The organism is Streptoverticillium reticulum, assembly GCF_047456005.1.
GTDB classification, from domain to species: Bacteria; Actinomycetota; Actinomycetes; order Streptomycetales; family Streptomycetaceae; genus Streptomyces; species Streptomyces reticulum.
Genome location: NZ_CP179755.1, coordinates 2,897,878 through 2,924,046, shown reverse-complemented (window position 1 = coordinate 2,924,046; position 26,169 = coordinate 2,897,878). Strand labels below are relative to the sequence as shown.

General features: G+C 71.8%; 27 protein-coding genes and 2 pseudogenes. 15 read left to right on the top strand and 14 right to left on the bottom strand.

The features are described from left to right. Positions 1-36: 36 nt before the first annotated feature. Complete coding sequence (locus ACMATS_RS13005) at positions 37-297, bottom strand: UBP-type zinc finger domain-containing protein (RefSeq protein WP_414167978.1); 261 nt, start codon at positions 295-297, stop codon at positions 37-39. Between the two features lie 51 nt (positions 298-348). Here ACMATS_RS13005 and ACMATS_RS13000 point away from each other — a divergent pair, with 51 nt between their 5' ends. Further along, the gene (locus tag ACMATS_RS13000) at positions 349-1,941 is read left to right on the top strand and encodes a Na+/H+ antiporter (RefSeq protein ID WP_414170712.1); all 1,593 of its coding nucleotides are present in this window, start codon (positions 349-351) and stop codon (positions 1,939-1,941) included. Between the two features lie 146 nt (positions 1,942-2,087). Here ACMATS_RS13000 and ACMATS_RS12995 read toward each other — a convergent pair whose 3' ends face one another. After that, complete coding sequence (locus ACMATS_RS12995; protein ID WP_414167977.1) at positions 2,088-3,005, bottom strand: 1-aminocyclopropane-1-carboxylate deaminase/D-cysteine desulfhydrase; 918 nt, start codon at positions 3,003-3,005, stop codon at positions 2,088-2,090. A 46-nt stretch (positions 3,006-3,051) separates the two neighbouring features. On the opposite strand from ACMATS_RS12995, the gene ACMATS_RS12990 reads away from it, so the two are divergent. Together ACMATS_RS12990 and ACMATS_RS12985 are read left to right on the top strand one after the other, a co-directional pair. After that, entirely contained in the window at positions 3,052-3,963 is a 912-nt protein-coding gene (locus ACMATS_RS12990) for a glutaminase (protein WP_390776490.1), read from the top strand. 111 nt (positions 3,964-4,074) lie between these two features. Continuing rightward, a complete protein-coding gene (locus tag ACMATS_RS12985; protein WP_390776491.1) occupies positions 4,075-4,296 on the top strand; it encodes a hypothetical protein in 222 nt (73 codons plus the stop codon). A 10-nt stretch (positions 4,297-4,306) separates the two neighbouring features. Here ACMATS_RS12985 and ACMATS_RS12980 read toward each other — a convergent pair whose 3' ends face one another. Beyond that, on the bottom strand, positions 4,307-5,245 hold the full coding sequence (locus tag ACMATS_RS12980; protein ID WP_390776492.1) for a beta-ketoacyl-ACP synthase III: 939 nt from the start codon (positions 5,243-5,245) through the stop codon (positions 4,307-4,309). A 256-nt stretch (positions 5,246-5,501) separates the two neighbouring features. Next, positions 5,502-5,777 (bottom strand): Sec-independent protein translocase subunit TatA, encoded by a 276-nt coding sequence (tatA, locus tag ACMATS_RS12975; RefSeq protein WP_390776493.1) that lies wholly within the window; start codon positions 5,775-5,777, stop codon positions 5,502-5,504. 159 nt (positions 5,778-5,936) lie between these two features. On the opposite strand from tatA, the gene ACMATS_RS12970 reads away from it, so the two are divergent. After that, the gene (locus tag ACMATS_RS12970) at positions 5,937-7,457 is read left to right on the top strand and encodes an LCP family protein (RefSeq protein ID WP_414167976.1); all 1,521 of its coding nucleotides are present in this window, start codon (positions 5,937-5,939) and stop codon (positions 7,455-7,457) included. 87 nt (positions 7,458-7,544) lie between these two features. Beyond that, a complete protein-coding gene (locus ACMATS_RS12965; RefSeq protein ID WP_390776495.1) occupies positions 7,545-8,906 on the top strand; it encodes a hypothetical protein in 1,362 nt (453 codons plus the stop codon). Positions 8,907-9,201: 295 nt separating this feature from the next. On the opposite strand, the gene mgtA is transcribed toward ACMATS_RS12965, so the two are convergent. The 4 genes from mgtA to ACMATS_RS12945 all read right to left on the bottom strand — a co-directional run bounded on the left by mgtA (position 9,202) and on the right by ACMATS_RS12945 (position 13,757). Further along, positions 9,202-11,796 (bottom strand): magnesium-translocating P-type ATPase, encoded by a 2,595-nt coding sequence (gene mgtA / locus ACMATS_RS12960; protein ID WP_414167975.1) that lies wholly within the window; start codon positions 11,794-11,796, stop codon positions 9,202-9,204. After that, complete coding sequence (locus ACMATS_RS12955; RefSeq protein WP_414170710.1) at positions 11,780-12,106, bottom strand: ArsR/SmtB family transcription factor; 327 nt, start codon at positions 12,104-12,106, stop codon at positions 11,780-11,782. The genes mgtA and ACMATS_RS12955 overlap by 17 nt, the downstream gene beginning before the upstream one ends. Before the next feature lie 213 nt (positions 12,107-12,319). Then, positions 12,320-12,931: a DUF3592 domain-containing protein gene (locus tag ACMATS_RS12950; RefSeq protein WP_414167974.1), complete on the bottom strand. Its 612-nt coding sequence runs from the start codon at positions 12,929-12,931 to the stop codon at positions 12,320-12,322. A gap of 109 nt (positions 12,932-13,040) precedes the next feature. Beyond that, positions 13,041-13,757 (bottom strand): VC0807 family protein, encoded by a 717-nt coding sequence (locus tag ACMATS_RS12945; protein ID WP_414167973.1) that lies wholly within the window; start codon positions 13,755-13,757, stop codon positions 13,041-13,043. A gap of 157 nt (positions 13,758-13,914) precedes the next feature. On the opposite strand from ACMATS_RS12945, the gene ACMATS_RS12940 reads away from it, so the two are divergent. From ACMATS_RS12940 to ACMATS_RS12930, 3 genes are read left to right on the top strand one after another with little or no spacing between them, the layout of a single operon-like run. Then, positions 13,915-14,151, top strand: coding sequence for a type II toxin-antitoxin system HicB family antitoxin (locus ACMATS_RS12940; protein WP_390776499.1), 237 nt, complete (start codon positions 13,915-13,917; stop codon positions 14,149-14,151). After that, on the top strand, positions 14,151-14,366 hold the full coding sequence (locus ACMATS_RS12935) for a type II toxin-antitoxin system HicA family toxin (RefSeq protein ID WP_390776500.1): 216 nt from the start codon (positions 14,151-14,153) through the stop codon (positions 14,364-14,366). The genes ACMATS_RS12940 and ACMATS_RS12935 overlap by 1 nt, the downstream gene beginning before the upstream one ends. Positions 14,367-14,380: 14 nt before the next feature. After that, positions 14,381-15,331 carry an amidohydrolase family protein gene (locus ACMATS_RS12930; RefSeq protein WP_390776501.1) on the top strand — a complete coding sequence of 317 codons (951 nt, stop codon included), beginning with the start codon at positions 14,381-14,383 and terminating at the stop codon, positions 15,329-15,331. A 407-nt stretch (positions 15,332-15,738) separates the two neighbouring features. Here ACMATS_RS12930 and ACMATS_RS12925 read toward each other — a convergent pair whose 3' ends face one another. Beyond that, positions 15,739-16,773, bottom strand: a complete 1,035-nt coding sequence (locus tag ACMATS_RS12925; RefSeq protein ID WP_414167972.1) for a protein-L-isoaspartate(D-aspartate) O-methyltransferase — start codon at positions 16,771-16,773, stop codon at positions 15,739-15,741. 266 nt (positions 16,774-17,039) lie between these two features. Between ACMATS_RS12925 and ACMATS_RS12920 the strand changes: the two genes are divergently transcribed. Beyond that, entirely contained in the window at positions 17,040-17,258 is a 219-nt protein-coding gene (locus tag ACMATS_RS12920) for a hypothetical protein (protein ID WP_414167971.1), read from the top strand. Positions 17,259-17,277: 19 nt separating this feature from the next. Here the strand turns inward: ACMATS_RS12920 and ACMATS_RS12915 are convergent, their stop codons facing one another. Further along, a complete protein-coding gene (locus tag ACMATS_RS12915) occupies positions 17,278-17,793 on the bottom strand; it encodes an NUDIX domain-containing protein (RefSeq protein WP_414167970.1) in 516 nt (171 codons plus the stop codon). Between the two features lies 1 nt (position 17,794). Continuing rightward, complete coding sequence (locus ACMATS_RS12910; protein ID WP_414167969.1) at positions 17,795-19,150, bottom strand: tetratricopeptide repeat protein; 1,356 nt, start codon at positions 19,148-19,150, stop codon at positions 17,795-17,797. Positions 19,151-19,444: 294 nt separating this feature from the next. On the opposite strand from ACMATS_RS12910, the gene ACMATS_RS12905 reads away from it, so the two are divergent. Genes ACMATS_RS12905 through ACMATS_RS12895 form a run of 3 tightly spaced genes read left to right on the top strand, consistent with a single transcriptional unit; the run spans position 19,445 to position 22,858 of the window. Beyond that, a complete protein-coding gene (locus tag ACMATS_RS12905) occupies positions 19,445-19,654 on the top strand; it encodes a hypothetical protein (protein WP_391151544.1) in 210 nt (69 codons plus the stop codon). A 1-nt stretch (position 19,655) separates the two neighbouring features. Further along, positions 19,656-20,822, top strand: a complete 1,167-nt coding sequence (locus ACMATS_RS12900; RefSeq protein WP_414167968.1) for a hypothetical protein — start codon at positions 19,656-19,658, stop codon at positions 20,820-20,822. Then, a complete protein-coding gene (locus ACMATS_RS12895; protein ID WP_414167967.1) occupies positions 20,819-22,858 on the top strand; it encodes a lactate/malate family dehydrogenase in 2,040 nt (679 codons plus the stop codon). Before ACMATS_RS12900 ends, ACMATS_RS12895 begins: the two co-directional genes overlap by 4 nt. Before the next feature lie 59 nt (positions 22,859-22,917). Here ACMATS_RS12895 and ACMATS_RS12890 read toward each other — a convergent pair. Beyond that, a pseudogene (locus ACMATS_RS12890) lies at positions 22,918-23,213 on the bottom strand (mobilization protein); the annotation flags it as partial. A 1-nt stretch (position 23,214) separates the two neighbouring features. Between ACMATS_RS12890 and ACMATS_RS12885 the strand changes: the two are divergent. After that, positions 23,215-23,586: pseudogene (locus ACMATS_RS12885) on the top strand (tyrosine-type recombinase/integrase); the annotation flags it as partial. A gap of 7 nt (positions 23,587-23,593) precedes the next feature. On the opposite strand, the gene sodN reads toward ACMATS_RS12885, so the two are convergent. Continuing rightward, entirely contained in the window at positions 23,594-23,989 is a 396-nt protein-coding gene (sodN, locus tag ACMATS_RS12880; protein WP_414167966.1) for a superoxide dismutase, Ni, read from the bottom strand. A gap of 143 nt (positions 23,990-24,132) precedes the next feature. On the opposite strand from sodN, the gene sodX reads away from it, so the two are divergent. After that, positions 24,133-24,594, top strand: coding sequence for a nickel-type superoxide dismutase maturation protease (gene sodX / locus ACMATS_RS12875; protein ID WP_414170709.1), 462 nt, complete (start codon positions 24,133-24,135; stop codon positions 24,592-24,594). Here the strand turns inward: sodX and ACMATS_RS12870 are convergent. Beyond that, positions 24,489-25,127 (bottom strand): CGNR zinc finger domain-containing protein, encoded by a 639-nt coding sequence (locus ACMATS_RS12870; RefSeq protein ID WP_414167965.1) that lies wholly within the window; start codon positions 25,125-25,127, stop codon positions 24,489-24,491. The two genes, sodX and ACMATS_RS12870, sit on opposite strands and share 106 nt — an antisense overlap. A gap of 157 nt (positions 25,128-25,284) precedes the next feature. On the opposite strand from ACMATS_RS12870, the gene ACMATS_RS12865 reads away from it, so the two are divergent. Continuing rightward, positions 25,285-26,073 (top strand): class I SAM-dependent methyltransferase, encoded by a 789-nt coding sequence (locus tag ACMATS_RS12865; RefSeq protein WP_414167964.1) that lies wholly within the window; start codon positions 25,285-25,287, stop codon positions 26,071-26,073. Positions 26,074-26,169 lie beyond the last annotated feature (96 nt).

Genomic DNA, 26,169 nt, shown 5'->3' with positions numbered 1-26,169 from the left:
GGGGCGTGCGTGCGGCGCCCGATCCGGTGCGGGCGCTCAGACGAGGTGCCGGTCCACGAAGCACCAGCGCCAGCTCTGTCCCGGTTCGTGACTGCGCATCACCGCGTGGCCGGTCTCCTCGAAGTGCCCGGTGGCGTGCCGGTACGGCGAGGAGTCGCAGCAGCCGACATGGCCGCACACCAGGCACATTCGCAGCTGTACGGGGTGGCTGCCGACTCTCTCGCACTCCGGGCAGGTGGCACTCGCCGGCTCCGGCTCGGGGCGCGGCAGCGCATTGACATGCGTGCACTCGATCATGATTGCCAGGGTAGTTCGCACGCTCGCAGACTCCGAGGGATGACCGGACACATGAATGTCATGCCGCTGCTGTTGCTGGTCGCCGGCAGCACCGCCGTCGCGGGCGCCGCCCGCCGCACCCCCGTGCCCGCGCCCCTGCTGCTCGTCGCCGCCGGGCTGGTGGCCTCGTACGTGCCCGGCGTGCCGGACTACACGCTCGACCCGGACATCGTGCTGCCCCTGGTGCTGCCGCCGCTGCTGCACACCGCCGCGCTCGACAGCTCGTACCTCGACCTGCGGGCCAACTGGCGGCCGGTCGCCCTGCTCTCGGTCGGGTACGTGCTCTTCGCGACGCTCGTCGTCGGGTACGTGGCGTTCCTCGTCGTGCCCGGGCTGCCCGCCGCGGCGGCGCTCGTGCTGGCCGCCGTCGTCGCCCCGCCGGACGCGGTGGCCGCAACGGCCATCGCACGCCGCCTGGGGCTGCCGTCGCGGCTCACGACGATCCTGCAGGGCGAGTCGCTGGTCAACGACGCGACGGCCATCACCGCCTACCGCGTGGCCCTCGCCGCCGCGGTCGGCGCGGGCGCCACCTGGGCCGAGGGCGCCCGGGAGTTCGCGGTCGCCTCGGTCGGAGGCATCGGCGTCGGCCTCGTCCTCATGGTGCCGCTGCACTGGCTGCGCAAGCGGCTGCGCGAGCCGCTGCTGCAGAACACCCTCTCGCTCCTCATCCCGTTCGTCGCCTACGGCGCCGCCGAGGAGGTCGGGGCGTCCGGCGTGCTCGCCGTGGTCGTCGTCGGCCTGTACCTCGGACACCGGTCCTGGCAGGTCGACTTCGCGACCCGGCTGCAGGAGGAGGCCGTGTGGCGGATGGTCGCCTTCGTCCTGGAGTCGGCCGTCTTCGCCCTCATCGGGCTCCAACTCCCCGTCGTGCTGCGGGGGCTGGGGACGTACGGGCCGGGGCCTGCGGCCTGGTACGCGGTGGTGGTGTTCGCGGTCGTGCTCGCGACGCGCTTCGTGTGGGTCTACCCCGCGGCCTTCATCCCGCGCGCGCTGTTCCCGCGGATCCGCGAGCGCGAGCCCGACACCGACGTCCGCGGGGTGTTCGTCATCGGCTGGGCCGGCATGCGCGGCGTCGTGTCCCTGGCCATCGCCTTCTCGATCCCCGTCGCCACGCACGGCGGGGCGCCGTTCCCGGCGCGGAATCTGATCCAGTTCCTGGCGTTCACGACGGTGATCGGCACCCTGGTGGTGCAGGGCCTGTCCCTGCCGCCGCTGATCCGCCGGCTGCGGCTGCGGCGCCCCGAGGCGGAGGCGCTGACGCTGGTCGAGGCCCAGGCGCAGAGCGAGGCGTCCGCGGCGGCGGAGCGGCGGCTGGCGGAACTCCTCGCGGACGACCGCAACGCCCTGCCGTCACCGCTGGCGGACCGCCTGCGCGCGGTCCTGGAACGCCGTCGCAACGCGGTGTGGGAGCGGTTGGGCGTCGTCGACGAACGGACGGGCGAGACGGCGGACGACGCGTACCGCCGCCTGACCCGCGAGGTCATCGGCGCGGAACGGGAGGTGTTCGTGCGGTTGCGGGACGAGCGGCGGATCGACGACGAGATGCTGCGGGTGCTGCTGCGCAGGCTGGATCTGGAGGAGGCGGCTGCCTACCGGGAGGACTGAGTGCGGTAGCGCCCCGTAAGGGGCGCGGGGAACTGCGCGACCAGCCACGATGCACCCGCAGATGACCTGCCGCCCGAGGCGGTGCGTCAACTGCAGGCCGTCTTCGGCTGGTCGCGCAGTTCCCCGCGCCCCTGACGGGGCGCCCGTTACGGGGCCCCCGTGATGACAGCAGCCACCGTGCTTCCGGGCGTGAACGCCCCCTCCTCCGCCAAGGCCGTCAGGCCGAACAGCATCTTCGCCACGTACACCCGCTCCACCGGCACCCCGTGCCGCCCCGCGAAGTCCTCCGCGAACTCCTCCAGCTCGGCAGAGCTCTTCGCGTAGCCGCCGAAGTGGAAGCGCTCGTCCAACTGCCAGTCACCGCGCCGCCCCCCGAACGCCTCCCGCTGGAGGCGTTCCACCTCCGGGCCGAGGAAACCGCCCTTCAGCACCGGGAACCCGACGGCCCGCTGACCGCCGGCCAGACCGGCCGCCAGTCCGGCGAGCGTGCCGCCGGTCCCGCACGCCACTCCCACCACATCCGCCACCCCGTGCAACTCCCGCCCCAGTGCGGTGCAGCCCTGAGCGGCGGCCGCGTTGCTGCCGCCCTCCGGGACGACGAACGCCCCTTCGGGGACCAGCCGTGCCAGCACCTCCGGCTCGGCCTTGCGTCGGTACGTTCCCCGGTCGACGAACCGCAACTCCATCCCGTCCGCCGCGCACTGCGCGAGCGACGGGTTGAGCGGCCGGTCCGCCAGTTCCTCGCCCCGTACGACGCCCACCGTGGCGAAGCCGAGCAGCCGCCCGGCGGCGGCCGTCGCCCGCAGGTGGTTGGAGTAGGCGCCGCCGAAGGTGAGCAGGGTGCGCCGCCCGGCCGCCGCGGCGGCGTCGAGATTCGGCTCCAGCTTGCGCCACTTGTTGCCCGGAAGGTCCGGGTGTATCAGATCGTCCCGTTTGAGCAGCAGACGCAGCCCGCGCCGGGCGAACCGCTCGTCGGTCACCTCGGCGAGCGGCGACGGCAGCAGGGGCCGGAGGGCGGCGAGCCCGGCCGCGCCGGGGGGATTGTCGCTGGTCACGTCACCCATTTTGTACGCTGGCCCGGCCAGCAAGGAGAGACAGGAAGCGCACCACGTGGACTACCAGGCCGTACTCGAAGAGGTGGCCGCCTTCGCACGGCCGCTGGTCGGCCGGGGGCAGGTCGCCGACTACATCCCGGCGCTCGCCGAGGTGGACATCAACCACTTCGGCATGGCCGTCGCCGACGTCGACGGCGGCGTGTACGGCGTGGGGGACTGGGAACGGCCGTTCTCCGTCCAGTCCATCTCCAAGGCGTTCGGCCTCGCGCTGGTGCTCGCCGAGGGCGGCGAGAAGATCTGGGAGCGCGTCGGCACCGAGCCGTCCGGCAACCCGTTCAACTCCCTGGTGCAGCTGGAGTACGAGAACGGGATCCCGCGCAACCCGTTCATCAACGCCGGCGCGCTCGTCGTCACCGACCGGCTGCAGACGCTGACCGGCGACGCGAGCACCACGATGCTGGAGTTCCTGCGCGCCGAGAGCGGCAACCCGGACGTCTCCTTCGACCCGACGGTGGCCAAGTCCGAGACCGAGCACGGCGACCGCAACGCGGCGCTGGCCCACTTCATGGCCAGCTACGGCAACCTCGACAACCCCGTGCCGACGGTCCTGGAGCACTACTTCTGGCAGTGCTCGATCCGGATGAGCTGCGGCGACCTGGCCCGCGCGGGCAGCTTCCTGGCCCGGCACGGCCTGCGCGCCGACGGCTCGCGGCTGCTGCCGCGCCGCGAGGCGAAGCAGATCAACGCCGTGATGCTGACGTGCGGCACGTACGACGCCGCAGGCGACTTCGCCTACCGGGTGGGCCTGCCCGGCAAGAGCGGCGTGGGCGGGGGCATCGTGGCGGTGATACCGGGCCGCTGCACGCTGTGCGTGTGGAGCCCGGGCCTGGACGCCCGGGGCAACTCGGTGGCGGGCGTGGCGGCCTTGGACCACTTCACGACACTGACCGGATGGTCGGTGTTCTAGGTTCCAGGTGATACCGCGCCCCGTTAAGGGGCGCGGGGAACTATGCGACCAGCCACAGACGGTCCGCAGCCATGGGTGGCGCCCCCGCCGGGGTTCCCGCATGGTGGGTTCATGGAGCACGAACTCCGAGCCGAGTACGTGGACGGCCGCGCCGCAGCGGACCCGCTGGCCGAGGTCAAGGTCTGGCACGTGGTGCGGCAGGAGGAGTCGACCGCGATGTGCGGCCGCGAGCTGGAGGCGGCCGCCGAAGTCCGCTCCGCCGACGACTGGGGGTCGCCGAACGTCCCCATCTGTCACTCGTGCGGCGCGCTCTACCTGCGGGAACAGCCGTAGGCGGCTACGGCTACGGGCACCGCACGACCATCCCCGCGTACGACAGGTTCCCGCCGAACCCGAACAGCAGGACCGGGGCACCGGGCTCCACCCGGCCGGAGGCCACCAGTTTCGACAGGGCGAGCGGGATGCTCGCCGCCGACGTGTTGCCGGACTCCGTCACGTCCGTGGCGACGACGGCGTTCACCGCGCCGATCCGGCGGGCCACCGGCTCGATGATGCGCAGGTTCGCCTGGTGCAGGACCACCGCCGCCAGGTCCTCCGGCCGCACCCCGGCCCGTTCGCACGCGCTGCGGGCGATCGGCGGGAGCGTCGTGGTGGCCCAGCGGTAGACGGACTGGCCCTCCTGGGCGAAGCGGGACGGGGCGCCCTCGATGCGCACCGCGTGGCCCATCTCGGGGACCGAGCCCCACACCACCGGCCCGATGCCGGGTTCGGGGGAGGCGGTGACCACGGCGGCCCCGGCGCCGTCGCCGACCAGGACGCACGTGGTGCGGTCCGTCCAGTCGGTCACGTCGCTGAACTTCTCCACGCCCACGACCAGCGCGTTCGTCGCCGCTCCGGCGCGGATCGCGTGGTCGGCCTGGGCGAGGGCGTGCGTGAAGCCGGCGCAGACGACGTTGACGTCCAGCACCGCGGGGGCGGTGAGGCCCAGTGCGGCGGCGACCCGCGCCGCCGTGTTGGGGCTGCGGTCGACGGCGGTGCACGTGGCGACGAGGACGAGGTCGACGTCCTCCGCCGCGAGCCCGCTGTTGGCGAGGGCCTTGGCGGCGGCCTGCGCGGCCATCGAGGCGACCGACTCGTCGGGCGCGGCGATGCGGCGCGTCTGGATGCCCACCCGGGAACTGATCCACTCGTCGCTGGTGTCGACCATGGCGGCCAGCTCGTCGTTGGTGAGCACCCGGGACGGCTGGTAGTGGCCCATGGCCAGTACACGAGACCCGGACATGGCGGTTCCTCCTGCGCGCGCGAGTGATGCGGGTGACCAGTCTCGACGCTTTCCGTCCGGTTCCCGGTGCGTGATCCGCCAATGTTGCGCGGGAACTACTGTCGTGATCCGATCATCGGCCGGTCATCGGCGCTGCTGCCCCGGCTGTGTCCGGGCATGCGAAAAAGCCCGTGGTGCGCAGCCTCCCGGCGCGGGCCGGGTGGTGCACCCGGCCTCCAGGAGGCTCACCACGGGCCGATGTCCCCGAGGGGTCGGCTCACCGAGCGCTGTCGGCGGTGCTTCCGTTGGGGGAGGAGGGGGTGGAGGGGTGCACGATGCCGGTCACCGGGGCTGCGGCGGTGTCGCTCGCGGCGCCCGTGTTCGCGGGTGCGGTGCCGCCCTCGTCCTTCATCGCCTTGGCCTCGCTCTTGAGGATGCGCATGGACTTGCCCAGCGCACGGGCGGTGTCGGGCAGCTTCTTCGACCCGAACAGGACGACAACCACGAGCACGACCACCAGGAGGTGCCAGGGTTCAAGGGCGTTGCGCAGCATGGCCGCCCACCTCTCTTTCCGCTTGCTCCGGCTCGGATGCCATAACAGCTTTCCCCACCATACTTGCTAGATTGCGCAAATGGACAACCAAAGCCCATGGCCAATCGTCTAACCGGGCGTGAACAAACGGGCGGCGCTGGAGCGGAACGAGGCGCGCATATGAGTGGCAAGCGGGGCAAGCGCCCCGAGGGGACGTCCCCGGGGAAGCCCGCGAAGCGCGGAAAAAAGATGCGGGGGGTCACCGTTGTCGCCGTGGCCTTCCTGGTGCTGCTGACCGCCGGTGCGGGCTGGCTGTACCTGAAGTTCAACGGCAACATCAACACCTTCGGCGCCGACGGCCTCTCCAAGAACCGCCCCCCGGCCAATGCCGCCGGGCAGAACGTCCTGGTGATCGGTTCGGACTCGCGCGCGGGCGGCAACGCCAAGCTGGGCGGCGGCACGGGCGACGTGGGCCGCTCGGACACCGCGTTCATCCTGCACGTCTACGGTGACGGGAAGCACGCGATCGGCATCTCCATACCCAGGGACACCCTCGTCGACGTCCCGCCGTGCAAGCTCCCGAGCGGCAGCTGGACGTCCGGGGAGCACCACGTGATGTTCAACTCGGCCTTCTCCGTGGGCGACACCGCCAAGGGCAACCCCGCCTGCACCCAGAACACCGTCGAGCAGCTGACCGGGCTGCGCGTGGACCACACCGTCGTGGTCGACTTCTCGGGCTTCTCCTCGATGACCTCCGCCGTGGGCGGCGTCGAGGTCTGCGTCCCCAAGGACCTCTACGAGGGCGACCTCAACCCCAACCTCGGCTCGCGCGGCGACCTGATCTTCCCCAAGGGGCCGCAGAAGGTCTCCGGGCAGAAGGCGCTGGACTACGTCCGCGTGCGCCACGGCATAGGCGACGGCTCCGACATCGGGCGCATCCAGCGCCAGCAGGCCTTCGTCTCCTCCATGATCAAGAAGGTCAAGTCGCAGGGCCTGAACCCCACCACCCTGCTGCCCCTGGCCGACGCCGCCACCAAGTCGATGACCGTCGACCCCGGGCTCGGCAGCGCCGACAAGATGATCTCCTTCGCGATGGCGATGAAGAACATCGACCTGCACAACATCAAGTTCGTCACCATGCCCTGGCAGTACGACGGCGCCCGCGTCGACGTGAAGCAGCCCGACGCGAACGCCCTGTGGGCCTCCCTCAGGGCCGACCGGACCATCGACGGCAAGAACGCCGCCGGCAAGGACGGCCACGGGTCCGAGCCCTCGCCCTCGGCATCCTCCTCGGAGGCCGTCAACGGGGCCGGCGTCAAGGTCTCCATAGCCAACGGCACCACGGTCGCCGGCCTCGGCGCCCGCGCCACCGGACTGCTCCAGGAGCACGGTTACACCGTCACCGGCACCGCGAACTCCCGGCTGCGCGGCGAGGCCACCACCGTGATCGAGTTCGGACCCGGCGAGGCGGACCACGCCAGGACCCTCGCGAAGCTCTTCCCCGGCTCGTACGTCCGGGGCGCCTCCGCGAGCGGGATCTCGGTCACCCTCGGCAAGGACTACGCGGACGCCCCCGCGGACGGCTCGGGCCCGAGCCCGTCGGCCTCGGCCTCCACTCCGGACGCGGTGTCCTCGGAGGTCGCGGACAAGGCCCGCTCCGCCGACGACGACCCCTGCGCCAACCTCTCCTACGGGGGGTGAGGAACCTCGTGACCGTTCGGCCCGTTTTGTAGGTGAGCGAAGAGTAAAGCCATGACCCTCATGAGCCCTTCCTGGAGGAGCAACGCCATGTCCGCCACTCCCCGGGTGCTGGCAAGGCCGCTGGCGGCCCTGGCCATCGCCCTGCTCGCGTTGGCAGGCGCGGCGTCGTACGCTCCTGCCGCCCACGCCGACACCGGCACGGACACCGGCCTGAAGGCCGTGGCCGAAGGGCTGAAGAAGAGCCCGGTCTACGTCGACCCGAGGGCGAGCTCGCAGCTCTCCGACGCCGATGCCAAGGACCTCGCGAAGAAGATCGAGGACGCGGGCAAGCCGGTGTTCGTCGCGGTGCTGCCCAACGCGCCCGAGTTCCCCGAGCAGACGATCCGCGCCAACCTGCGCAGCCTCGTCGGCATCAGCGGCGTCTACGCCGTCCACCTCGGCGGCAAGTTCAACGCCGCCGCGGACCGCAAGGTGATGTCGCCCGACTCCGTCCGCAACCTGGTCAGCGCCGTCAAGGCCGAGGGCGGCGACGCCAGGACCGTGGTCAACAACTTCGTCGACCAGGCCGACAAGCAGGCCAAGGGCCACGCCCCCGACTCCTGGGGCGGTGGCAGCGGCGACGCCGCCACCACCGGGCTGCTGGTGATCGGCGGCGTCGTGGTGGCCGGCGGCGCCGGCGGCTACGCGCTCTACCGGCGCAACAAGAAGCGGCGCGAGGAGCGCGAGCGCGCCGAGCTGCAGGCGCTGCGCGTCGTCGTCGACGAGGACATCACCGCCTTCGGCGAGGAGCTCGACCGGCTGGACTTCAAGCCGTCCGAGCCCGGCGCCACCGACGAGATGCGCCACGACTACGAGCAGGCCCTCGACGCCTACGAGGAGGCCAAGACCCGGATCGCCGCGGCCACCAGGCCGCAGGAGGTCACCGGCGTCACGGACTCCCTCGACAAGGGCCGCTTCGCCCTGGCCACCCTCGCCGCCCGCCGCACCGGGGCCCCGCTGCCCGAGCGCCGGATGCCCTGCTTCTTCGACCCGCGGCACGGGCCGTCCGTCCAGGACGTGGCCTGGGCCCCGCCGGGCGGCGCGATGCGCACCGTGCCCGCCTGCGCGGCGGACGCGGCCCGGCTGGCCGACGGACAGGAGCCGATGTCCCGCACCGTCCAGACCGAGCACGGCCCCCAGCCGTACTGGAACGCCGGACCGGCGTACGGGCCCTGGGCCGGCGGCTACTTCGGCGGCGGCATGCTGCCGGGGCTGCTCGCGGGCACGCTGCTGGGCAGCATGCTGAGCGGCCCGTCCGCCTGGGCGGCGGAGCCGTCCTTCGACCCCGGCGTCGACGGCGGGGACTTCTCCGGCTCGGACTTCAACTCCAGCGACTTCGGCGGAGGCGGCTGGGGCGACGGCGGCGGCGACTTCGGAGGCGGGGGCGACTTCGGGGGCGGCGACTGGTAGTCCCTTCGAACGCCGGACGGGCCGACGCTCTTGCGTCGGCCCGTCCGGCGTTCTCGGTGACGGCCGGTCGGCTGCGCTCCGAAGGGGCGCGGGGAACTGCGCGATCAGCCACGACGCACCCGCAGTCGAGGTTCTCGGGGCTTTGCCCCGGACCCCTGGGGTGGTGCGTCGGCTGCGAGCCGTCGGTGGCTTGTCGCGCAGTTCCCCGCGCCCCTTACGGGGCGCTCGGCTGGTCGCGCCCACGCGGCGGAGCCGCATATCAAAAGGAGCCCCGCGCCCCTTCGGAGCGCACCCCTCAGCGATCGAACCGCGCCCGCGCCGCCGCGAGGCCAACCGCGTAGAGCGCCAGCACCACCGCCAGCAGCGCGTAGTACATCGCGGGCAGCACCGCCATCCCCAGCAGCGGCCCCACCGGGGACAGCGGCAGCAGCAGGCCCACCACCGCCAGGCCGGCCGTTGCCCACCGGATCGGGCCGGGCGTGCCGCCCTCCGCCAGCTGCCGCCCGGACCGCAGGAGCAGCATCACCATCGCCTGCGTCAGCAGGTTCTCCGTGAACCACCCGGCGTGGAACGCCTCCTGGCCGTCCTCGCCCAGCGAGTGCACGGCCAGCAGCAGCACCCCGAAGGTGGCCAGGTCGGCGGCCGCGTTCAGCAGGCCGAAGCCCGTGACGAAGCGCAGCAGCGCGCGCGGGCGCAGCACCACGGGACGGTTGTGGGCGCCGGGGTCGGGGCGGTCGAAGGCGAGGGCCAGCTGGGCCGCGTCGAAGCACAGGTTCTGCACGAGCACCTGCGCCGGGAGCATCGGCAGGAACGGCAGCATCAGCCCGGCCACCAGCATCGCGATGACGTTGCCGACGTTCGACGACAGGGTGATCCGCAGATAGGCGGCGATGTTGGAGGTGCTGCGCCGCCCGGCGACGATGGCCCGGTCCAGGGCGGTGAGGTCCTTCGAGGCGAGCACGACGTCGGCCGCCTCGCGCGCCACGTCGACCCCGTCGCGCGGGCAGATCCCCACGTCGGCGGCGTGCAGCGCGGCCAGGTCGTTGACTCCGTCGCCCAGGAACCCGACGGTGTGCCCGCCTGCGCGCAGCGCCTGGACGACCCGGGCCTTGTGCTCGGGGGTGCAGCGTGCGAAGACGGTCGTCCCGGCGGCGAGTTCCGTCAGCTCCGCCTCGTCGGCGAGGGCGTCGATGCGGTCGGCGGTGACGGGCACGCCGGGGTCGCCGCCCAGTTCTCGGCAGACCCGGGCGGCGGTGCCCGGGTGGTCGCCAGTGAGGAGCTTGACGGCGACGCCGCCGCGCGCGAGCTCGGCGATGGCCTCGGCGGCGGTGGGGGCGAGGGCGTCGCGCAGCCCGACGAAGCCCGTGAACGTCAGGCCGTGCTCGTCGGCGTGGGTGTACGGGCCGGGGCGGGCGGGGCGTTCGGCGACGGCGACGGCCAGCACCCGCAGCCCGTCGGCGGCCAGGGCGGCGGCGCGGGCGGCCAGCCGTTCCCGCTCCGCGTCGTCGAGGGTGCAGCGGTCCAGGACGTCCTCGGGGGCGCCCTTGACCACCAGGGTGTGGGCGCTCGCGAGGGCGAACCGGGAGTCGCCGGGCAGCCCGACGACGGCGGTGGAGACGCGGCGGCCCGGCCCGCAGGGCAGCGAGGCGACGCCGTCGTAGTCGTCGAACGCCCCCGCGCACGCCGCGCCCGCCTCCTCGTCGGCGTCCAGGAGCGCCTCGTCCAGGGCGTCGGGGACGGGCACCTCGGCCAGGTGCAGGGTCCACAGGGCGTTGACCGCGGCCCAGCGCAGCACGGCCGGGTCGGGCTCGCCGTCGGCGTCCACGGAGCACTCGACGACCGGGCGGTCCTGGGTGAGGGTGCCGGTCTTGTCCACGCACAGCACGTCGACCGCGCCGAGGTCGTGCAGGGCCGGCAGCCGCCTGACGATCACCTCGCTGTCCCGCGCGAGCAGCGCCGCGCCGCGCGCCAGCGCGGACGTGACGATGACGGGCAGCATCTCGGGCGTGAGCCCGACCGCCACCGCGACGGCGAACGGCAGCGTCTCCAGCCCGCGCCCGCGCAGCAGCGCGCTCGCGATCAGCACGAGCGGGGCGGTGAGCAGCATGAACCGGATGAGGGTCCAGGCGATCCCGTTCACGGACCGGTCGAAGGGCCCGCGGGGGGTGTGCGTCCGCCACGACGGGCCGGCCAGGGCGCCGGAGAGCAGGGTGTCGCGGCCGGTGGCGACGACGACGCCGCTGGCGCTGCCGGAGACGACGCTGCTGCCCTGGAAGCACAGGTGCCGGCGGTCGTCCGGGGCGCCCGCGTTCCCCGGGGCGCTCTTGTCGACCGGCGTCGACTCGCCGGTCAGGGCGGCCTCGTGGACGGTCAGGCCCGTCGTGCGCAGCAGCCGCAGGTCGGCCGGGACCAGGTCGCCGGGGGAGAGGAGCACCAGGTCGCCCGGGACCAGCTGGTCGACCGGGACCTCGCGGGCCGCCGGGGGCGAGGTCTCCGTCGTCCGGCGGCGGACGGTGGCCGTGGTGGCGACGAGCTCGCGCAGGCCGGCCGCCGAGCGGTCGGCGCGGTGCTCGCCCATCGTGCGCAGCACGCAGCTGACCGCCACCAGCACGACGATGACGCAGGCCGTGGCCCAGCTCGACAGGACGGCCGAGACCAGGCCGAGGCAGACGAGGACGGCGGTGAAGGGATCGCGCAGGCTGTGCGCGAAGCGCAGCGGCAGGGGCTCCGGGCGGCGGCCGGGGAAGACGTTCTCCCCGTGCTGAAGGAGCCGTTCCTCCGCCTCCGCCTCGACCAGCCCGCGCGGCCCGCTCTCCAGCGCGCGCAGGACCTCCAGGTTCGTACCACCGCCCCCCGCGGCCGTACGCGGAGCCTCAGGCGCCCAGGCCACGAAGGCGTCCGGACAGAGAGGTGGCGCCGGTCTCCGGCTCGCGGGAGGCCAGTTGCTTCAGCATGAGCCGGACCATGGCCACGACATGGGGGTCGTCCACCAGGTAGACCACCCGGCGTCCCTCGCGCCGGGACCGCACCAGGCCGCCCAGCTTGAGCTTGGCCAGGTGCTGGCTGATCGCGGGCAGTGCGCCGCCGACCCGCTCGGCCAGTCCGCTGACGTCGCTCTCGCCCTGGGCCAGGGCCCAGACCAGGTGCAGCCGGGCGGAGGAGGCGAGCAGCCCGAAGGCGGCGGCGGCCTCGGCCAGCAGGTCCGCCGGGGGATCGGCCGGCGGATCGGCGGGGTCGGCGGGGTCGAACGGACCGTAGGGGTCGCCGAAGGACCCTTCGATGCTTTCGAAGTTCCCGACGCCTGCCGTCACAGTCCCTCTCCCGTCCCCGCGCTCGGGCGCCGGTCGTGCGCCCGGGAAGTCACCAGTCTAGGCAACCGGGAGAAGTCGGGCGGGCTGCGGCACCGGGGCGGGTCACGGGCGGGGCGCGGGGAAGTCGGTGGGGAAGCCGGGCGGGGGCCCGGTCGGGAAGTCGGTGGGGAAGTCGGTGGGGAAGCCGGGCGGCGGGCCGGAGGGGAGCGGGGCGGGCTGCGGCGCCCGGCCCTTGTCGTCGGACTCGGCCATCTCGTGGCCGATGGTGAAGAAGAGCGTCGCGATCGTGACGGACAGCAGGGCGAAGAAGCAGAGGAACCCGATCCGCACGCGGGCCCGGGCCCTGGTCCCGGGGTCACCGGGCGGGAGGGCCGTGGCCTGGTCGGGCCGCCCGGGCGGATGCCGGACGACGACCGTGTCGCCCTCGAAGACCGTTGCCGGCCCCGCCTCCTCGAAGCGCCGTCGCTGCCCGTCCCCGTCGGTGAACTCGTAGACGTGCTTGTGGTGGCTGCTCGACGAGACGGGCCGGTTGCCGCGCATCGTCGTGGTGTTGACGATGTACGACCGCACGCAGCGGGCCTCGATCCCGATGCCGCTGTTCCAGGCGGCGCGGAGGCGGCGTTGCTTCCGGATCACCCCGGCGATGCCGGCGACCGAGCCGGCCGCCATGAGGCCGGGTATGGCGGGGAAAAGGAACTCGAACGCGGCGAACATGTATCCCTCGGGAGCTGCCGGACAAGTAATGATCTTGGTGTGGTTCACTATCCGGCGCTGTGGGACGCTTTGTCCAGACCAATTCTGCGCGGCCGTTTCCGCGAGCCCGTCAGGCCGCTGCCTCGGCCTCTTCCTTCACCATCTTCTCCATCGGGTCGGCGGCCGCCCCGCCCCCGACGACCATCGCCGCGACGAAGGCGACCCCGAAGATCACGTTGCCCAGCCAGGCCATCACGTCGGGGGACAGGGTGTACGCGCCGACGATCCGCGCGACGGCCTCGATCAGCAGCGCACCGCCCCAGATCGCCGAGAACCTCCGCTCCAGGCGGCGGAACCGGGCGGACTGCTCCGACAGCCGCTCCCAGGCGGCCTCCTTGGCCGCCGACCCCTTCGTGGCGAACGGCTTGAGCCCCGCACTCATCAACGGCCGCCCGGCGCAGGCGGCCGCGAACACCACGAGCCCGAACACCCCCGTTCCGGCACTGTCCTTGGCGAGCATCAGCCGGACGTCACCGGCGACCGTGCTGAGCAGCACCCCGGCCACGTTGAGGACGAGCATCACCGCGGCGAGCGCGTTCAGCTTCCGCTCCTTGGCGATGCCCCAGACCGTACGGGCGAGCGGAACGACACCGCTCCAGGCGAGCGCGGCCATCGTGCTCATGCCGCAGCCCCGGGTGAGCACGTAGTACGCGGCCATGGGGATGCCGGCGTCCACGAACAGCGGCTTGAGGCTCTGCAGCAATGCCCGGCGCTGCGCGGCGGCCTCGGTGGTGGCTTCGGTAGCGGTCTCGGTGGCGGCTTCGGTGGTGGTCGTGGTCTGGAGCATGGTCGGAGTCCCCCGTCTCGTGGTGCTGCGCATCCCGTCCCGCGGGATGCGTCCAGCTTCGCGGCCGGGGCGAGGACGGGGGCAGTGTGGGCCGTCCATGGTTGGGAGTGACTTTTGTCAGGCACGGTCGTGGGCCCGGACGCCTAGACTCGGCGGCATGAGCGAGAGGGTGAGCTTTCAGATCGTCTACACGCCCGACGAAGGCGGATACAACGCCCTGGAACCCGTAACGGGTACGACGAGCTGGGGCGAGACCATCGACGAGGCCCGGGCAATGATCACCGAGGCCCTGGAGCTGTACTTCGCGGAGATCGCCGACGACGTCGAGGCCCGGCGTTACATCGAAGCTGCGGCCCGTGCCGTGACCGGCTCGGTCAGCCTCCAGGTCGCGTGATGCCGCCGCTGCCCCAGATCAGCAGCGAAAGCCTCATCAAGGCCTTGTGCCGACTCGGCTTCACCGAGCGCCGGGGCAAGGGGTCCCATACGGTGCTGCGGCACGGACCGGTCGTCGTGGTGGTCCCTCACCGGAATCCCGTACCCAGGGGAACGCTCGCCAATGTGCTGCGACAGGCCCAAGTGACACCGGAGCAGCTTCGGGACAATCTGTGACCCAGGAGCCGGAAGTGACCGAACCCCCCGCCCGCATCGACGTCCACGAGCACGCGATCCCGCCCGCCTACCGGCAGTTCCTGGCCGACCGCGGCCTCGACTCCGGCGGCTGGCCGGTCCCCGCCTGGGACCGGGACAGCGCCGTCGCGATGATGGACGCCCAGGGCATCGCCACCGGCGTCCTCTCCGTGAGCGCCCCCGGCGTGCACTTCGGCGACGACGCCGAGGCCCGTGCCCTGGCCCGGGAGGTCAACGAGTACGTCGCCGAAGCGGTCAAGGACCGCCCCGACCGCTTCGGGCTGTTCGCGAGCATCCCGCTGCCGGACGTGGACGGCGCCGTGGCCGAGGCCGCGTACGCCCTGGACGAGCTGCACGCCGACGGCGTCGTGCTGATGGCCAACGCCCACGGCCGCTACCTCGGCGACCCGGCCTTCGAGCCGCTGTGGGCCGAACTCGACGCCCGCGGCGCCGTGGTCTTCGTCCACCCCGCCGAGCTGCAGATGCCGATGATCCCGGGCATCCCCGCCCCGGTCGTCGACTTCACCTTCGACACCACCCGCACCGCGGTCCACATGGCCCTCAACGGAGTCATGTCCCGCCACACCCGGATGAAGGTGATCCTCTCCCACGCCGGCGGCTTCCTGCCGTACGTCGCCCACCGGGTGGCGGTCGCGGCGAGCCTGGCGCAGCCGGAACGGCACACCGTCGACGGCGTCCTGACGGATCTCAAGCGCTTCTCCTTCGACACCGCCCTGTCCGGCAGCCCTACCGCGCTGCCGTCCCTGCTGGCCTTCGCCGAGCCCGGCCACGTCCTCTACGGCAGCGACTGGCCGTTCGCCCCGGCCGAGGCGGGCGCGTACTTCAACGGCCACCTGGACGGCTACGAGGGCTGGCGGCCCGGCGAGCTCGACGCCGTGGGGCGGGGGAATGCCGAGGTTCTTTTTCCGCGCCTCGCGCGGGCGTGAAACAGCCCCCGATGCGTTGCACCGGGGGCTGGATCGCGAAGGCGTCAGGCCTTCTTCGTCTCCTAGTAATGGGCGGAGGCGGCGACTTGCGGCGATGGGTGCTGCGGGTCGCTGACCTGGTCCAGAGCGGAAGTCTCCGTTTCAGCTCAGCGATCATCATGACCGGCCAGACTGGCGCTTGGCTGCCGAGGAAGCTGCTCATGCGCGGTCGTACACCCACGTCCGGCCAGTCTGCCGGTACCTCCTCCATACGCCAATCGATCGCTGTGTCCGGTGAGTTGCCCGTAGGTGAGCCAGACGGGCTTGTGGCGGCGGACAATGCGGGTCGCGCCTCCTCATCTGCGGTGAGGAGGCGCGACCCGCGGTCTTCATATCTGGCCGCCGAGGGTGTCCTGGGCTGTCGGCTGCTATCGGCTGAGGCGGAGGTCCCAGCCGGGGACGTCGGCGTTCATGTCGGGCACGAGGGTGGGGGTGTAGGCGTCGAGGCCGGGGCGTCCTGCGTCGTCCCAGGCGGCAAGCCAGCCTCGCAGGACGGTGAGGGAGCCGGAGCCGGAGGAGTCGGCGAGGATCGTGCCGTCCTCCTGGATCACGGCGACCGAGTGGCGGGTGGAGTGCCCGAGGCCGGGGATGTCTTCGGCCAGTTCGGTCATGGTCAGCCGTGTCCCGGTGGCGGCCAGCCACAGCCGCAGGCTGGACCAGTCGATGGTCTCGCCCTGGTACTGCTCGGTGTGGCCGGGGTCGAGGAGCCGGTCGAGGGTGGCGTGGGCGCCTGTGTTCTTCCAGTCGTCCTGGTCGCGCCAGGCGACCGAGATCCACGAGGTGGCTGGGACGCGGTTCTCCCAGTCCACCCACCGGGGCGGGACGGCGAAGGTGCTGCGGGGTGAGCCGACGGTCTCGATGTAGGCGCCGGGGAAGACCTGCTCGACATAGGGGCGGCCGTCGGTGATGCGGATCGTGGCGCCGACCACGAGGTTCGGCACGGGGGCGATCGGCAGGGTGGCGACGATCAGGCCGCCGTCGTTGACCTGTTCCACCCATGTCTTCGGTAGCCGGGGCGGGGTGCACCAGGCGCCCAGGCGGTGGAACGGCGCCTTCTCGGGGAATCCGTCGGTGCCGTTGACCGCGTGGCAGCGGATGTTGCCGATCCCGCGGGCGTCGTGGATGTGGTTCGCCCAGCGGGTCAGGAACGGGTCGATGTCGAGGGAGACGACCGAGCCGGTTCGGCCGACCAGTTCGGCGAGCAGGCCGCCGGTCAGCCCGGAGCCGGTGCCGATCTCCAGGACGCGCATGCCCGCTTCGACGTCGAGGAAGGACAAATCCCGGCGGACGAACGTCGGGTTGGTGCGGTGGATGGTCTCGCCCCGGGCCTCGTTGTGGGTGTAGTGCCGCTCGGGGACTCTGGCGGCAGCTTGCGCGACTGCGGGGGCGATGGCGGTGGTCATGGGGGTTGGCTCCTCGGGAGTGGGGTCAGGACGCGTTCCTCAACGGGCGTGTGCGTTTGGGGGACACGCGAATCGCCAGGTTGACGAGGAGGGTTGACGGGTTCAGATCGTCAGGGCCACGTAGTGGTGCCATCCGGCCTCGGTGTACTCGCCGATCGGGCGACAAGAGGGGAGGGATGCCCATGCGGGGTACTCGGTGGGCGGCGGGGAGAACCCGCACTCCCAGACACCAGTCGAGGCGGCGGCCGAGGAGGGCAGCGGCGAGCATGGCGCCGAGGCGGGTCTCCATGCAGGCGGCCGGTGTGCCGCACGGCGGCGACCAGGTCCTCGGCCCGTTCCGGGTCGAGGGGGTGTCGGCCGATGCGTCGGGCACACTGGGCGGCCCGGACGGTGTGCAGGAACGGCAGGGCCGGCAGGACCAGGGCCAGGGCGAGTCCGATGGCGGCGGTGAGGCGGTCAGGGAACGGTCCGGTGCGGGCGGTTGAGAACGACTCCCGCGCTCGTCTATTTCCATCCGTCCAGCGATACTTGGGGTCCGCTAGTCAGATAGCAGTGGAGGGCGCTGGCCGTGGTGTCCACGAAGTTCTCGGGGAGGGCGTTGGCGTCGAACCAGCGGACCTGGGCGTGTTTGCGTGGTTCGCGGTTCTCGGGGGCACCGGCCCACTCGTGGGCGACGAAGACGACTGTGAGGAAGCCGTTGGGGGCTTCGACGCCCCAGGCGCCGTGGATGATGTGGGCGACCTTGAGGGACTCGGGCTTTACCGTGAGGCCGGTCTCCTCGTAGAGCTCGCGGACGGCGGTCTCGGTGATGGGTTCGCCGGGTTCGCTCTTGCCGACGGGGAGGTCCCACAGGCCCTGGGCGAACTTGGCATTCTCGCTGCGCTGGAGGAGGACGACGCGGTTGGCGGCCTTGTCGTGGACGATGACGGCGGCGACCAACAGGGTCATGGATTCCAGGGCAGGCTTGAGGGCCTTCGGCTGAACCACGGTCTTCCCTTCGTCGGGCGGGTTGTTGGGCATGTTAGGCCAGGGCCTCGCGGGCGCGACGGGCGAGATCGGCGGCGCCAGGCACTTTGCGCCGTTGGTAGACCGCGAGGGTGGAACGGATCGAGGCGATCGCCTTGCGGGTGCGGTCGGAGGTCATGCCTTCCATGAGGACTAGGGCTTGGGTCCAGGCGGCGACGGCTTCGTCGGCGCGCGCTTGGGCGGCGAGGCTGTCGCCGAGGTCGGCGTAGGTGAGGGCGTGGACGCGCTTGTACTTCTCGGGGTCCCAGCGGACGAGTGCGTCGCGGTGCTGCTGCTCGGTGCCGACATGATCGGCGAGGTCGGTCAGCGTACGGGCAGTGTGGCTGGCGACGGTGCCGGCAGCTGGCCCGCTGACGAGGGAGAAGCTGGGCTGGGGCCCGTCATCGCGGAGTAGGGCGCCTTCTGCGGAGAGTAGGGCGCGGGCTGCTGCAGGCTTCTCGCCGACGGCGGCGAAGGCGCGGGCGTGGGTGATGTGGAGGAGCGCCTCGGTCTGGCCGTCGACGTGGCCGAGGCCGCAGCTGAGGGCCCCCTCGACGAGGTCGACGCAGTGGTGGGGCTGCTTGAGGCTGAGGGCCTGGTGGGCGAGGGTGCGCATCATCCAGGCGGCGTGGCCGTGCGGGTCGGCTTCGCAGGCGAGTTGGTAGCCGACCTGGTAGTAGCGCTGGGCGGCGCCTTCCTGACCGAGGTCGTGGTGTTTCCAGCCTGCGAGGTAGGCCAGCTCGGCGACGGCGCCGAAGGCGGCACGGCGTAAGGCGTCGGAGGGGAAGCGGGCGCGGAGCATGGGGGCAGCAGTGTCGGCGAGGTAGGCAGTGACGGTGGTCAGCCCGTGGCCACCGCCCAGGCGTTCATCGGCCACGCTGAACGCAGCGGTGATCTGGCGGACCACCTCGACGTCTTCCACTCCAACCAGGGCTCTGCCGGTGCGTGCGCGGAGCATGCGAGATGCGGCCTCATGGTCGTAGGCCAGCGGCATGGCCACGCCTGCGGTGGTGAAGGCGGCCACGGCAAGGAAGCGGCGCCGTTCGACGTCCGCGCGGCCCAGGTCGGTAGCCGTGACGACGGGATCGGGATCGTCGGGGATGGCTACCTCGGGATCGCGCAGGCCGATCTCGGTGAGGGTGACGGTGCGGTTGGCCCGGCGGGAGAGGGCCTCCGCGAGGTAGTGGCCGGTCTGACTGGTGGGCTGCCGACTGCCGTTGACCCAGTGGGAGATCGCCGACTTGTTGGTGTGGATGATCTCGCCGTTCTCCGCGGCGATCCGGCGCACGTCCCTGGCCAGCGCGTCGTAGGTGCAGCCGATCGCGTCGATGACCTCGCGCAAAAGGACGTTGGGTCTGTTGGGTGCCGCCATGACCTCCTCCGTCCTGGGGCTGTAAACCGCGTATACCGCTTCGCCTCGCCCTCACCGTACCCACTGTGCGTGACGGCCGGTTCACTTAATCGCAGCCGCTCGGAACTGCCCGACCGTAATCCCGGCTCTCCTCTCTGATCCGGGTGGCTCCCTGAAGTTCCGTGCTTCTGCATGTACAAGTTCACCGCCCGATCTGACGGGCGGCCTCTGAAGCAGCAGCGGGCCCTCGGCGCCCACCAGTTGTCTCCTCGCCGCGTCGGCGGCCCGCTGCACCCATCCCCGAAGGAGACGACGGTGACGTACACGTCCCGTACGACCAGCGGCAGCAAGCCCTGCGGCGACTGGCTAGGGGTGACGCTGGGCTGGATCTGGGCTCTCGGCACGCTCGCGGCGGCTGGTGGCCTGGCCGTCAGCGTCGGCCACGACCTCACCCACCGCGTGAACGGTGCTGTTGCGATGTCGTGGCCGGAGGGCGAGGCGCCCTCGGCATCGGAGGGCCACTGAGATGGCGGGAACATCGAGCGCCGCCCCGGCGGTCGCAGAGGTTTTCGCCTACGCGGACCGGCAGATCGAGCAGGCTGCGGCCATGCTGTGGCCGGAGGCTGCGGTGCGGCTCGGGACACACACGCCGAGCGTGACGGCCTACGTTCGCCGGGTTCAGGTGGACGGGCGGGCCCTGTTCGCCAAGGTCTCGCTGCTGGGCCTGTCGCTGGTGTCGGTGCTGCGGGGCACGGCCGGGGACTGGGCCCAGGTCCGGGCCGCCCAGGCGGCCTACCAGGGCTCGCCGGGCACTCTGCTGGAGCGGGAGGCCCGGGGTCTGGACATCCTGCGAGAAGAGGCCGGAGCGCTGGCCTGTCGCGTCGCTGGGCACCAGTGCGGGGTGCTGTTCACTGAGCAGGTCACGGGCCCGACGCTGGCCGACCTGCTGGCCAAGGAACCCCACCGCAGCGGTGAGTTGATGACCCGTGTTCTGGTGGAGCTGACAGGCCTCCAACGGCCTGTGGTCGCCCGGTCCGTGGATGAGGTGGCGATCGTCGAACGGGGCATCGGAGCGACTTTCCACCGCAAGTTCAACGGCATCAGTGGCCCGACCTACCTGCGTAAAGCGGGGGAGACAGGCGAGGTGCTTGCGGGCGTGGTGGGAAGGCTGCGGCGGCTGCGGCCGGTTCCGGCAGCCGGGCTACGGCCGGTGGTCTACGGCGACCTCAAGCCGGACCACGCGGTCTTCCCCGACGGCCCCGAGGGCCGCCCGGTCTTCCTCGACCCCGGACTTGCCCGTGGCCGGCCCCAGACGGATGCGGCGAAGCTCATCTCGCGGACCGTGCTGAATCTGGCTGCTTCCTCTCCCGACCGGGCGGCGGCCAAGGCAGTCGTTGGCGGCATCGAGGTGTTTGCCGATGCGATGACGGCCGACCTCGGGCCCGATGAGCGAGCCGTATGGATCAAGCACTTGGTGGTGCTGTGGCTGATGGACACCACCAACATCCTCAGCACCTACCTGACTTGCCCGGCTGATCTGCCCCTTCCCGAGCACGCTTGCCAGATCACCCGTCAGGCCGTGGCGGTGTGCACCCTGCTCGACCGCACCACCGCAAACCTGCTCGCCGGGACGGACCCGCGGGCGGTGTGGCGGCTCGCCCTGGCCGACGCGGCGAAGGCGGCCGACCGGTGACGGCGCCGTCGGTCGGCGCGGTCGGAGTGATCGGCGCCGGGGCCGTTGGCCAGAGCGTGGCCATGCTGCTGGCGGCCGGAGGCTGGTGCGAGTCCGTCCGCGTCGTTTCCCGCACCGGGCTCTCGGCCCAGGCCCTGGTGACCGATCTGGAGGACATGTGCCAGGTCACCGCCTCCTCCGTCCGAGCTGTTCACGTCACCAACGCCGGACAGCTCGTCTCCTGCGAAGCAGTGGTCGTCTGCCCACGGGCCGACTTCACCAACACCGCCCGCACGGACGTCCGGATGGCTGGCCTGAACGCCAACGCCCCTGTCATCGTCGACCTAGCCAGGCAACTGGCCCACTACCAGGGGCTCGTGGTCATGGTGACCAACCCCGTCGATGTCCTCACCCGCCTGTTCGCCGAGGTCTCCGGCTGCCCCCGCGTCTACGGGGTCGGCTCGAACACCGACACTGCCCGCTACCGCCTCGCCCTCGCTCGCCTCCTGGATGTGCTCCCACATGCCGTGGATGGCCACGTGATCGGCGAGCACGGAGACCAGGCCGTGGTGTGCGCGTCGGCTACCCACGTCGGCGGCCTGCCCGTGCCGGTACCCCTGCGGCAGGTCCGCGACGAGATGACCGACCGTCCCCGGCGGATCAACGCGGGACTGGGCCGCACCCGCTGCGGGCCCGCCGGGGCGGTGATCGCTGCCCTCCGCGCGGGCCTGGGCCTGGACGACACGGTGACGGAGCTATGCGTCAACCACGAGGGGCGGTGGAGGGGAATTCCGTTGCGCTTCACCGCCGGAGCCCCGACCGTGTGCCTCCCTCGGCTGGACGCCGCCGAGGCCCGCCAGCTGATTGTCGCCGACGCCAAGCTCCGTGATGCCTACGAGCCTCTGGCCCGCCTGTACGTCCCTGCACATTCCGAGACGAAGGAGAAGACCGCAGTGCCTCAGACCGCTGTCCGTATCGCCACGGCCGCCCAGGCCGCGACCGTCACCAGCAACCGCCCGATGGTCACCGACTGGGCTCTTCGCTACTTCGGCCCCTGGTGGAATGCCACCAGCACCGCCCCGGACGCCGACGCAGCGGTGATCGCCGATGTCAACGCCGACCGGGTCGCCGAGATCGCTCAGCGCGTGGCTGACCACTCCCATGAGGAGACCGTCTACGCGAACTCGCGCATGCTCGTTGACCGGGACGACGACGGCACCGTGGTCGCCGCTCAGCCCGATGACAAACTTGTCTACCGGGCCGAGCCCGGCGGGCCTCTGCACATCTACGGCTGCGAGGACGTCCCCGTTGCCCTGGCCACTGCTCGCCTCGCCCGCGAGGTCGTCCGCGGACAGCTGCTGGCGGACGGCTGGTCGATCCTGCACGCCTCCGCCGTCGTCCGCGATGGGCAGACCGTGCTGACCCTGGGGGACAAGGGTGCGGGCAAGACCACCACCGCCCTTCTCCTGGCCCGCGCCGGCTGGCAGCTGCTGGCCAACGACCGCGTCTTCATCCGCCGCGAGGACGATCGGCTGCGGGTCCTGCCCTGGCCGTCGGCCGCTGCCATCGGCCTGGGGCTCCTGGACGCCCTCGACTGGTACGAAACCGTCCGCGAACGCCTCCAGAGCGGCGAACAGCTCCACCCCACCCAGCACCAGAAGGTCACTGACGCCCTCAACTCCGGCAGCCGTACACCCCTGTGGAAGGAGTCCGGCAAGGAGCTCAAGCCCCAGTTCTTTCCCGATCAGCTCCACACCTGGCTCGGCCTGACTCTGGCCACCGAAGGACGCGCCACCCACCTCCTCTTCCCCCGCATCACTCCCGGCACCGAGTCCGCCCTTCTCGACGAGGACCGAAGCGTGGAGGCCGGTGACTTCTTCACCGCAGGCACCGAGGACCGCTACCCGGACGTTTTCGGGCTCCTCCCCGCCGACATTCCCAGCACCGGGCCCTTGCTCGACCTCCTCGGCGAGCTTCCCCGGCACGCTCCGGCCCTCGGACATGACGTGAAGGCGAACACCGACTTCCTCATGCAGGTCACAGGCCCGACTGCCTGAACGAACGATGGCGGAGATGCCGTTCGGCATCTCCGCCATCGTTGGGCAGGCATGCACCGCTATCGATGTCGTCCGTGTTCCTCGGCCTTCGTGTTCACCACCATGTCAGGACTCTGTGAAGCGCTGGGGCGCCGAATGTGCCGTTGACGGTGCTTCGCCTGCGTGCCGCTTGTGCGCGCCTGCTCGGCTGAGTGGCGATGCGCCAGTTGAGGACCTCGGCAGGGTGCTCAGCACTGTCGAGTTCTCGTTGGGTGCCGACCTCCGCCAAGAGGCGCCGGGGGCTGTGGCCGGCGGTCTCGGCACGGGCGAGGGTTGTGGTCAGGGCAGTCCAGGCGGGGTCGGCGAGGACGCGATTGCAGGAGGGCGAGCCACTCAATTACCGCCGCTGGAAGACCGAGTGGAACTGCGCCCGCCGGGCCCTGCAGAAGGCGGAGAACGAGGCGGCCGGACGCGAGGGGCGCAAGCCCGTCGAGTTGCCGCACATGGTGACCCACGACCTGCGGCACTTCTTCGCCTCCGCGCTCATCGCGGGTGGAGCGAGCGTCAAGCAGGTGCAGTTGGTCCTCGGCCACGCATCCGCCGTCATCACGCTGCGGATCTACGCGCATCTGTGGCCGGGTGAAGAAGACCGCACCCGGTCCGTCATGGACGCCGTGCTCGGCGGTTTGCGGACCGGGTGCGGACAGGTAGACCGGGCGATCGAAGAAATCGCAGGTCAACCGGTATAAGCCAAGATCAGGCCTTCTTGGTCTCCCAGAAGATCTTGTCGATCTCGGCGATGAGCTCCAGCGCCTTCTCGCCCGTCTTCGGGTCCGTCGACGCCTTGGCCGCGCTCAGGGCCTTGAGCGTGTCGTTGACCAGCTGGTGCAGCTGGGGGTACTTCTCGAAGTGCGGGGCCTTGAAGTAGTCGCTCCAGAGCACCGAGACGTGGTGCTTGGCCAGCTCCGCGCGCTGCTCCTTGATGACGACGGCGCGGGCGCGGAAGTGGGGGTCCTCGTTGGCCTGGTACTTCTCCTGGACTGCCTTGACCGACTCGGCCTCGATGCGGGCCTGGGCCGGGTCGTACACGCCGCAGGGGAGGTCGCAGTGGGCGCTGACCTTCACCTTGGGGGCGAACAGGCGGGAAAGCATGTGCTGTCCTTCCTCGTGATCGTCTTCTCGGGTGCGAGATTACTCGGTGCGGGAAGGCTTTTCCCGGGCGGCCCGGGGGGATTGGGTCAAAAGGCCGGTGTCAGTCTGGGACCGTGGACGGAGAGGACGACGGAGGTGCCGTGGTGCAGGTGGGACTGGACGAACGCGGGCAGGAGCTGGACCGCGAGCGTCGCGGGCTGCTGCGGATCGGGCTGGCCGAGGTCTACAACCCGTCGATGGTGCCGACGCTGAACCCCGGGGACCAGCTGCTCGTGCAGTACGGGGCGGCCGTGCGGCCGGGGGACGTGGTGGTGCTGCGGCACCCGTTCCGGCAGGACCTGCTGATCGTCAAGCGCGCCGTCGAGCGGCGCGCGGGCGGCTGGTGGGTGACCGGGGACAACCCGCTGGTGGAGAACGACAGCCGGGAGTTCGGGGCGGTGCCGGAGGAGCTCGTGGTGGCCCGGGCCCGGCTGCGGCTGCGCCGGCCGCCGGAGCGGGGTCAGCGGTCGGTGGCGGCCTGGGTCCGCTGGGCGGCCTCGGCGGTGCGGCCGCTGCGGGGGACGGTCTCCGAGCGGGCGTTCTCCAGGCGCTTGCGGGCCCGGTAGGCGGCCACGTTCGCGCGGGTGGCGCAGCGGTCCGAGCAGTAGCGGCGGGAGCGGTTGGTGGAGGTGTCGAGGTAGGCGTTGCGGCAGGGCGCGGCGTGGCAGATGCCGAGCCGGTCGACGCCCAGCTCGGTGAGGTGGACGGCCAGGCCCATGCAGGCGGTGGCGGTGTAGGAGGCGCCGGCGTTGGCCGCGTGGTCGGCGATGTGCATGTGCCACTTGGGGCGGCCGTCCTCGTCGCGGTGCTCGTGCCCGGAGATCTGCGGGCTGACGGGGAACTCCATCATCAGCGCGTTGAGCAGGTCCACCGCGCGGACCTCGTCGCCCTCGTCCGCCGCCTCGAAGACGGCGCGCAGCCGGACCCGTACCGCGCGCAGCCGGGTCAGGTCGCCGTCGGTGAGCCGCCGGGCCATCTGGGTGCTGGATCCGCAGAGCTCGCGGACGGCGTCGAGTGAGGTGAGGGTGTCGGTGCCGCGTGCGGGTTCTTCGGTGTTGACCAGGCGCACGGCGTAGTCCGAGTAATAAGCCAGTTCCACTTGTGGTCCTTACGCGGCGAGGTCTATGGTGCGGGGCATCGATCAGTAATGGCCGGTCCTGCTTCGAGGGTATTACACACGTTCGCTTTGCAGGGGCCCGGCCCGTAGGCATGTGCGACCGCGTCGCCGCGGCGCATCCGACGAGCGGAGCTGAAAGATGTCCGAGACGTCCGAGACCATGGCGTCCGAGACCATGGCAACTGCCCCGGACTGGAACGCCTGGCAGACCAGCTGGGACCGGCAGCAGGAGTGGTACCTGCCCGACCGCGAGGAGCGGTTCCGGGTCATGCTCGACATGGTCGAGGCCTGCGTCGGAGCCGAGGCCCGGGTCCTGGACCTCGCCTGCGGCACGGGGTCGATCGCCCAGCGGCTGCTGGAGCGCTTCCCCAAGGCCACGGTCACCGGGATCGACCTCGACCCCGCGCTGCTGACCATCGCCCGCGGCACCTTCGAGGGCGACGACCGCGTGGAGTTCGTGACGGCGGACCTCAAGGACCCGCACTGGACGGACCGGTTGCCGCACGGCGAGTACGACGCCGTCCTCACGGCCACCGCCCTGCACTGGCTGCACTCCACCGACCTGCGCGTCCTCTACGGGCAGATCGCGGGCGTGGTCCGCACGGGCGGCGTCTTCATGAACGCCGACCACATGCCGGACCCGGCCACCCCGCGCATCAACCAGGCCGAGCGCGCCCTGCGTCACGCCCGCCAGGAGCGGGCGCGGGCCGCGGGCGCCCTCGACTGGCGCGACTGGTGGCAGCTCGCGGCCGCCGACCCGGTCCTTGCCGAGCCGACCGCCGAGCGCTTCCGGATCTACGGCGAGCACGCCGACGGCGACACCCCCGCCGCGGGCTGGCATGCGGCGACGCTGCGCGAGGCGGGCTTCGGCGAGGCGCGGACGGTGTGGGGTTCGCCGTCCGATGCGATGGTGCTGGCGCTGAAGTGACGCTATGCGCCCCGTCAGGGGCGCGAGGAACTGCGCCATCAGCCACGACGCGCCCGCAGTCGATGCCCCCGGGGCTTCGCCCCGGACCCCTGGGGT

What these genes read in the sequence shown, in the direction of transcription:
- ACMATS_RS12920 (WP_414167971.1), top strand. Translation starts at nt 17,040, where the DNA reads ATGGCGCCGAGGCGGGTCTCCATGCAGGCGGCCGGTGTGCCGCACGGC.
- ACMATS_RS12865 (WP_414167964.1), top strand. Translation starts at nt 25,285, where the DNA reads ATGTCCGAGACGTCCGAGACCATGGCGTCCGAGACCATGGCAACTGCC.
- sodN (WP_414167966.1), bottom strand. Translation starts at nt 23,989, where the DNA reads ATGCTTTCCCGCCTGTTCGCCCCCAAGGTGAAGGTCAGCGCCCACTGC.
- ACMATS_RS13000 (WP_414170712.1), top strand. Translation starts at nt 349, where the DNA reads ATGAATGTCATGCCGCTGCTGTTGCTGGTCGCCGGCAGCACCGCCGTC.
- ACMATS_RS12935 (WP_390776500.1), top strand. Translation starts at nt 14,151, where the DNA reads ATGCCGCCGCTGCCCCAGATCAGCAGCGAAAGCCTCATCAAGGCCTTG.
- ACMATS_RS12915 (WP_414167970.1), bottom strand. Translation starts at nt 17,793, where the DNA reads ATGCCCAACAACCCGCCCGACGAAGGGAAGACCGTGGTTCAGCCGAAG.
- ACMATS_RS12980 (WP_390776492.1), bottom strand. Translation starts at nt 5,245, where the DNA reads ATGTCCGGGTCTCGTGTACTGGCCATGGGCCACTACCAGCCGTCCCGG.
- ACMATS_RS12945 (WP_414167973.1), bottom strand. Translation starts at nt 13,757, where the DNA reads ATGCTCCAGACCACGACCACCACCGAAGCCGCCACCGAGACCGCTACC.
- ACMATS_RS12925 (WP_414167972.1), bottom strand. Translation starts at nt 16,773, where the DNA reads ATGACCACCGCCATCGCCCCCGCAGTCGCGCAAGCTGCCGCCAGAGTC.
- ACMATS_RS12910 (WP_414167969.1), bottom strand. Translation starts at nt 19,150, where the DNA reads ATGGCGGCACCCAACAGACCCAACGTCCTTTTGCGCGAGGTCATCGAC.
- ACMATS_RS12900 (WP_414167968.1), top strand. Translation starts at nt 19,656, where the DNA reads ATGGCGGGAACATCGAGCGCCGCCCCGGCGGTCGCAGAGGTTTTCGCC.
- ACMATS_RS12940 (WP_390776499.1), top strand. Translation starts at nt 13,915, where the DNA reads ATGAGCGAGAGGGTGAGCTTTCAGATCGTCTACACGCCCGACGAAGGC.
- tatA (WP_390776493.1), bottom strand. Translation starts at nt 5,777, where the DNA reads ATGCTGCGCAACGCCCTTGAACCCTGGCACCTCCTGGTGGTCGTGCTC.
- ACMATS_RS13005 (WP_414167978.1), bottom strand. Translation starts at nt 297, where the DNA reads ATGATCGAGTGCACGCATGTCAATGCGCTGCCGCGCCCCGAGCCGGAG.
- ACMATS_RS12950 (WP_414167974.1), bottom strand. Translation starts at nt 12,931, where the DNA reads ATGTTCGCCGCGTTCGAGTTCCTTTTCCCCGCCATACCCGGCCTCATG.
- ACMATS_RS12970 (WP_414167976.1), top strand. Translation starts at nt 5,937, where the DNA reads ATGAGTGGCAAGCGGGGCAAGCGCCCCGAGGGGACGTCCCCGGGGAAG.
- ACMATS_RS12995 (WP_414167977.1), bottom strand. Translation starts at nt 3,005, where the DNA reads ATGGGTGACGTGACCAGCGACAATCCCCCCGGCGCGGCCGGGCTCGCC.
- ACMATS_RS12985 (WP_390776491.1), top strand. Translation starts at nt 4,075, where the DNA reads ATGGAGCACGAACTCCGAGCCGAGTACGTGGACGGCCGCGCCGCAGCG.
- ACMATS_RS12965 (WP_390776495.1), top strand. Translation starts at nt 7,545, where the DNA reads ATGTCCGCCACTCCCCGGGTGCTGGCAAGGCCGCTGGCGGCCCTGGCC.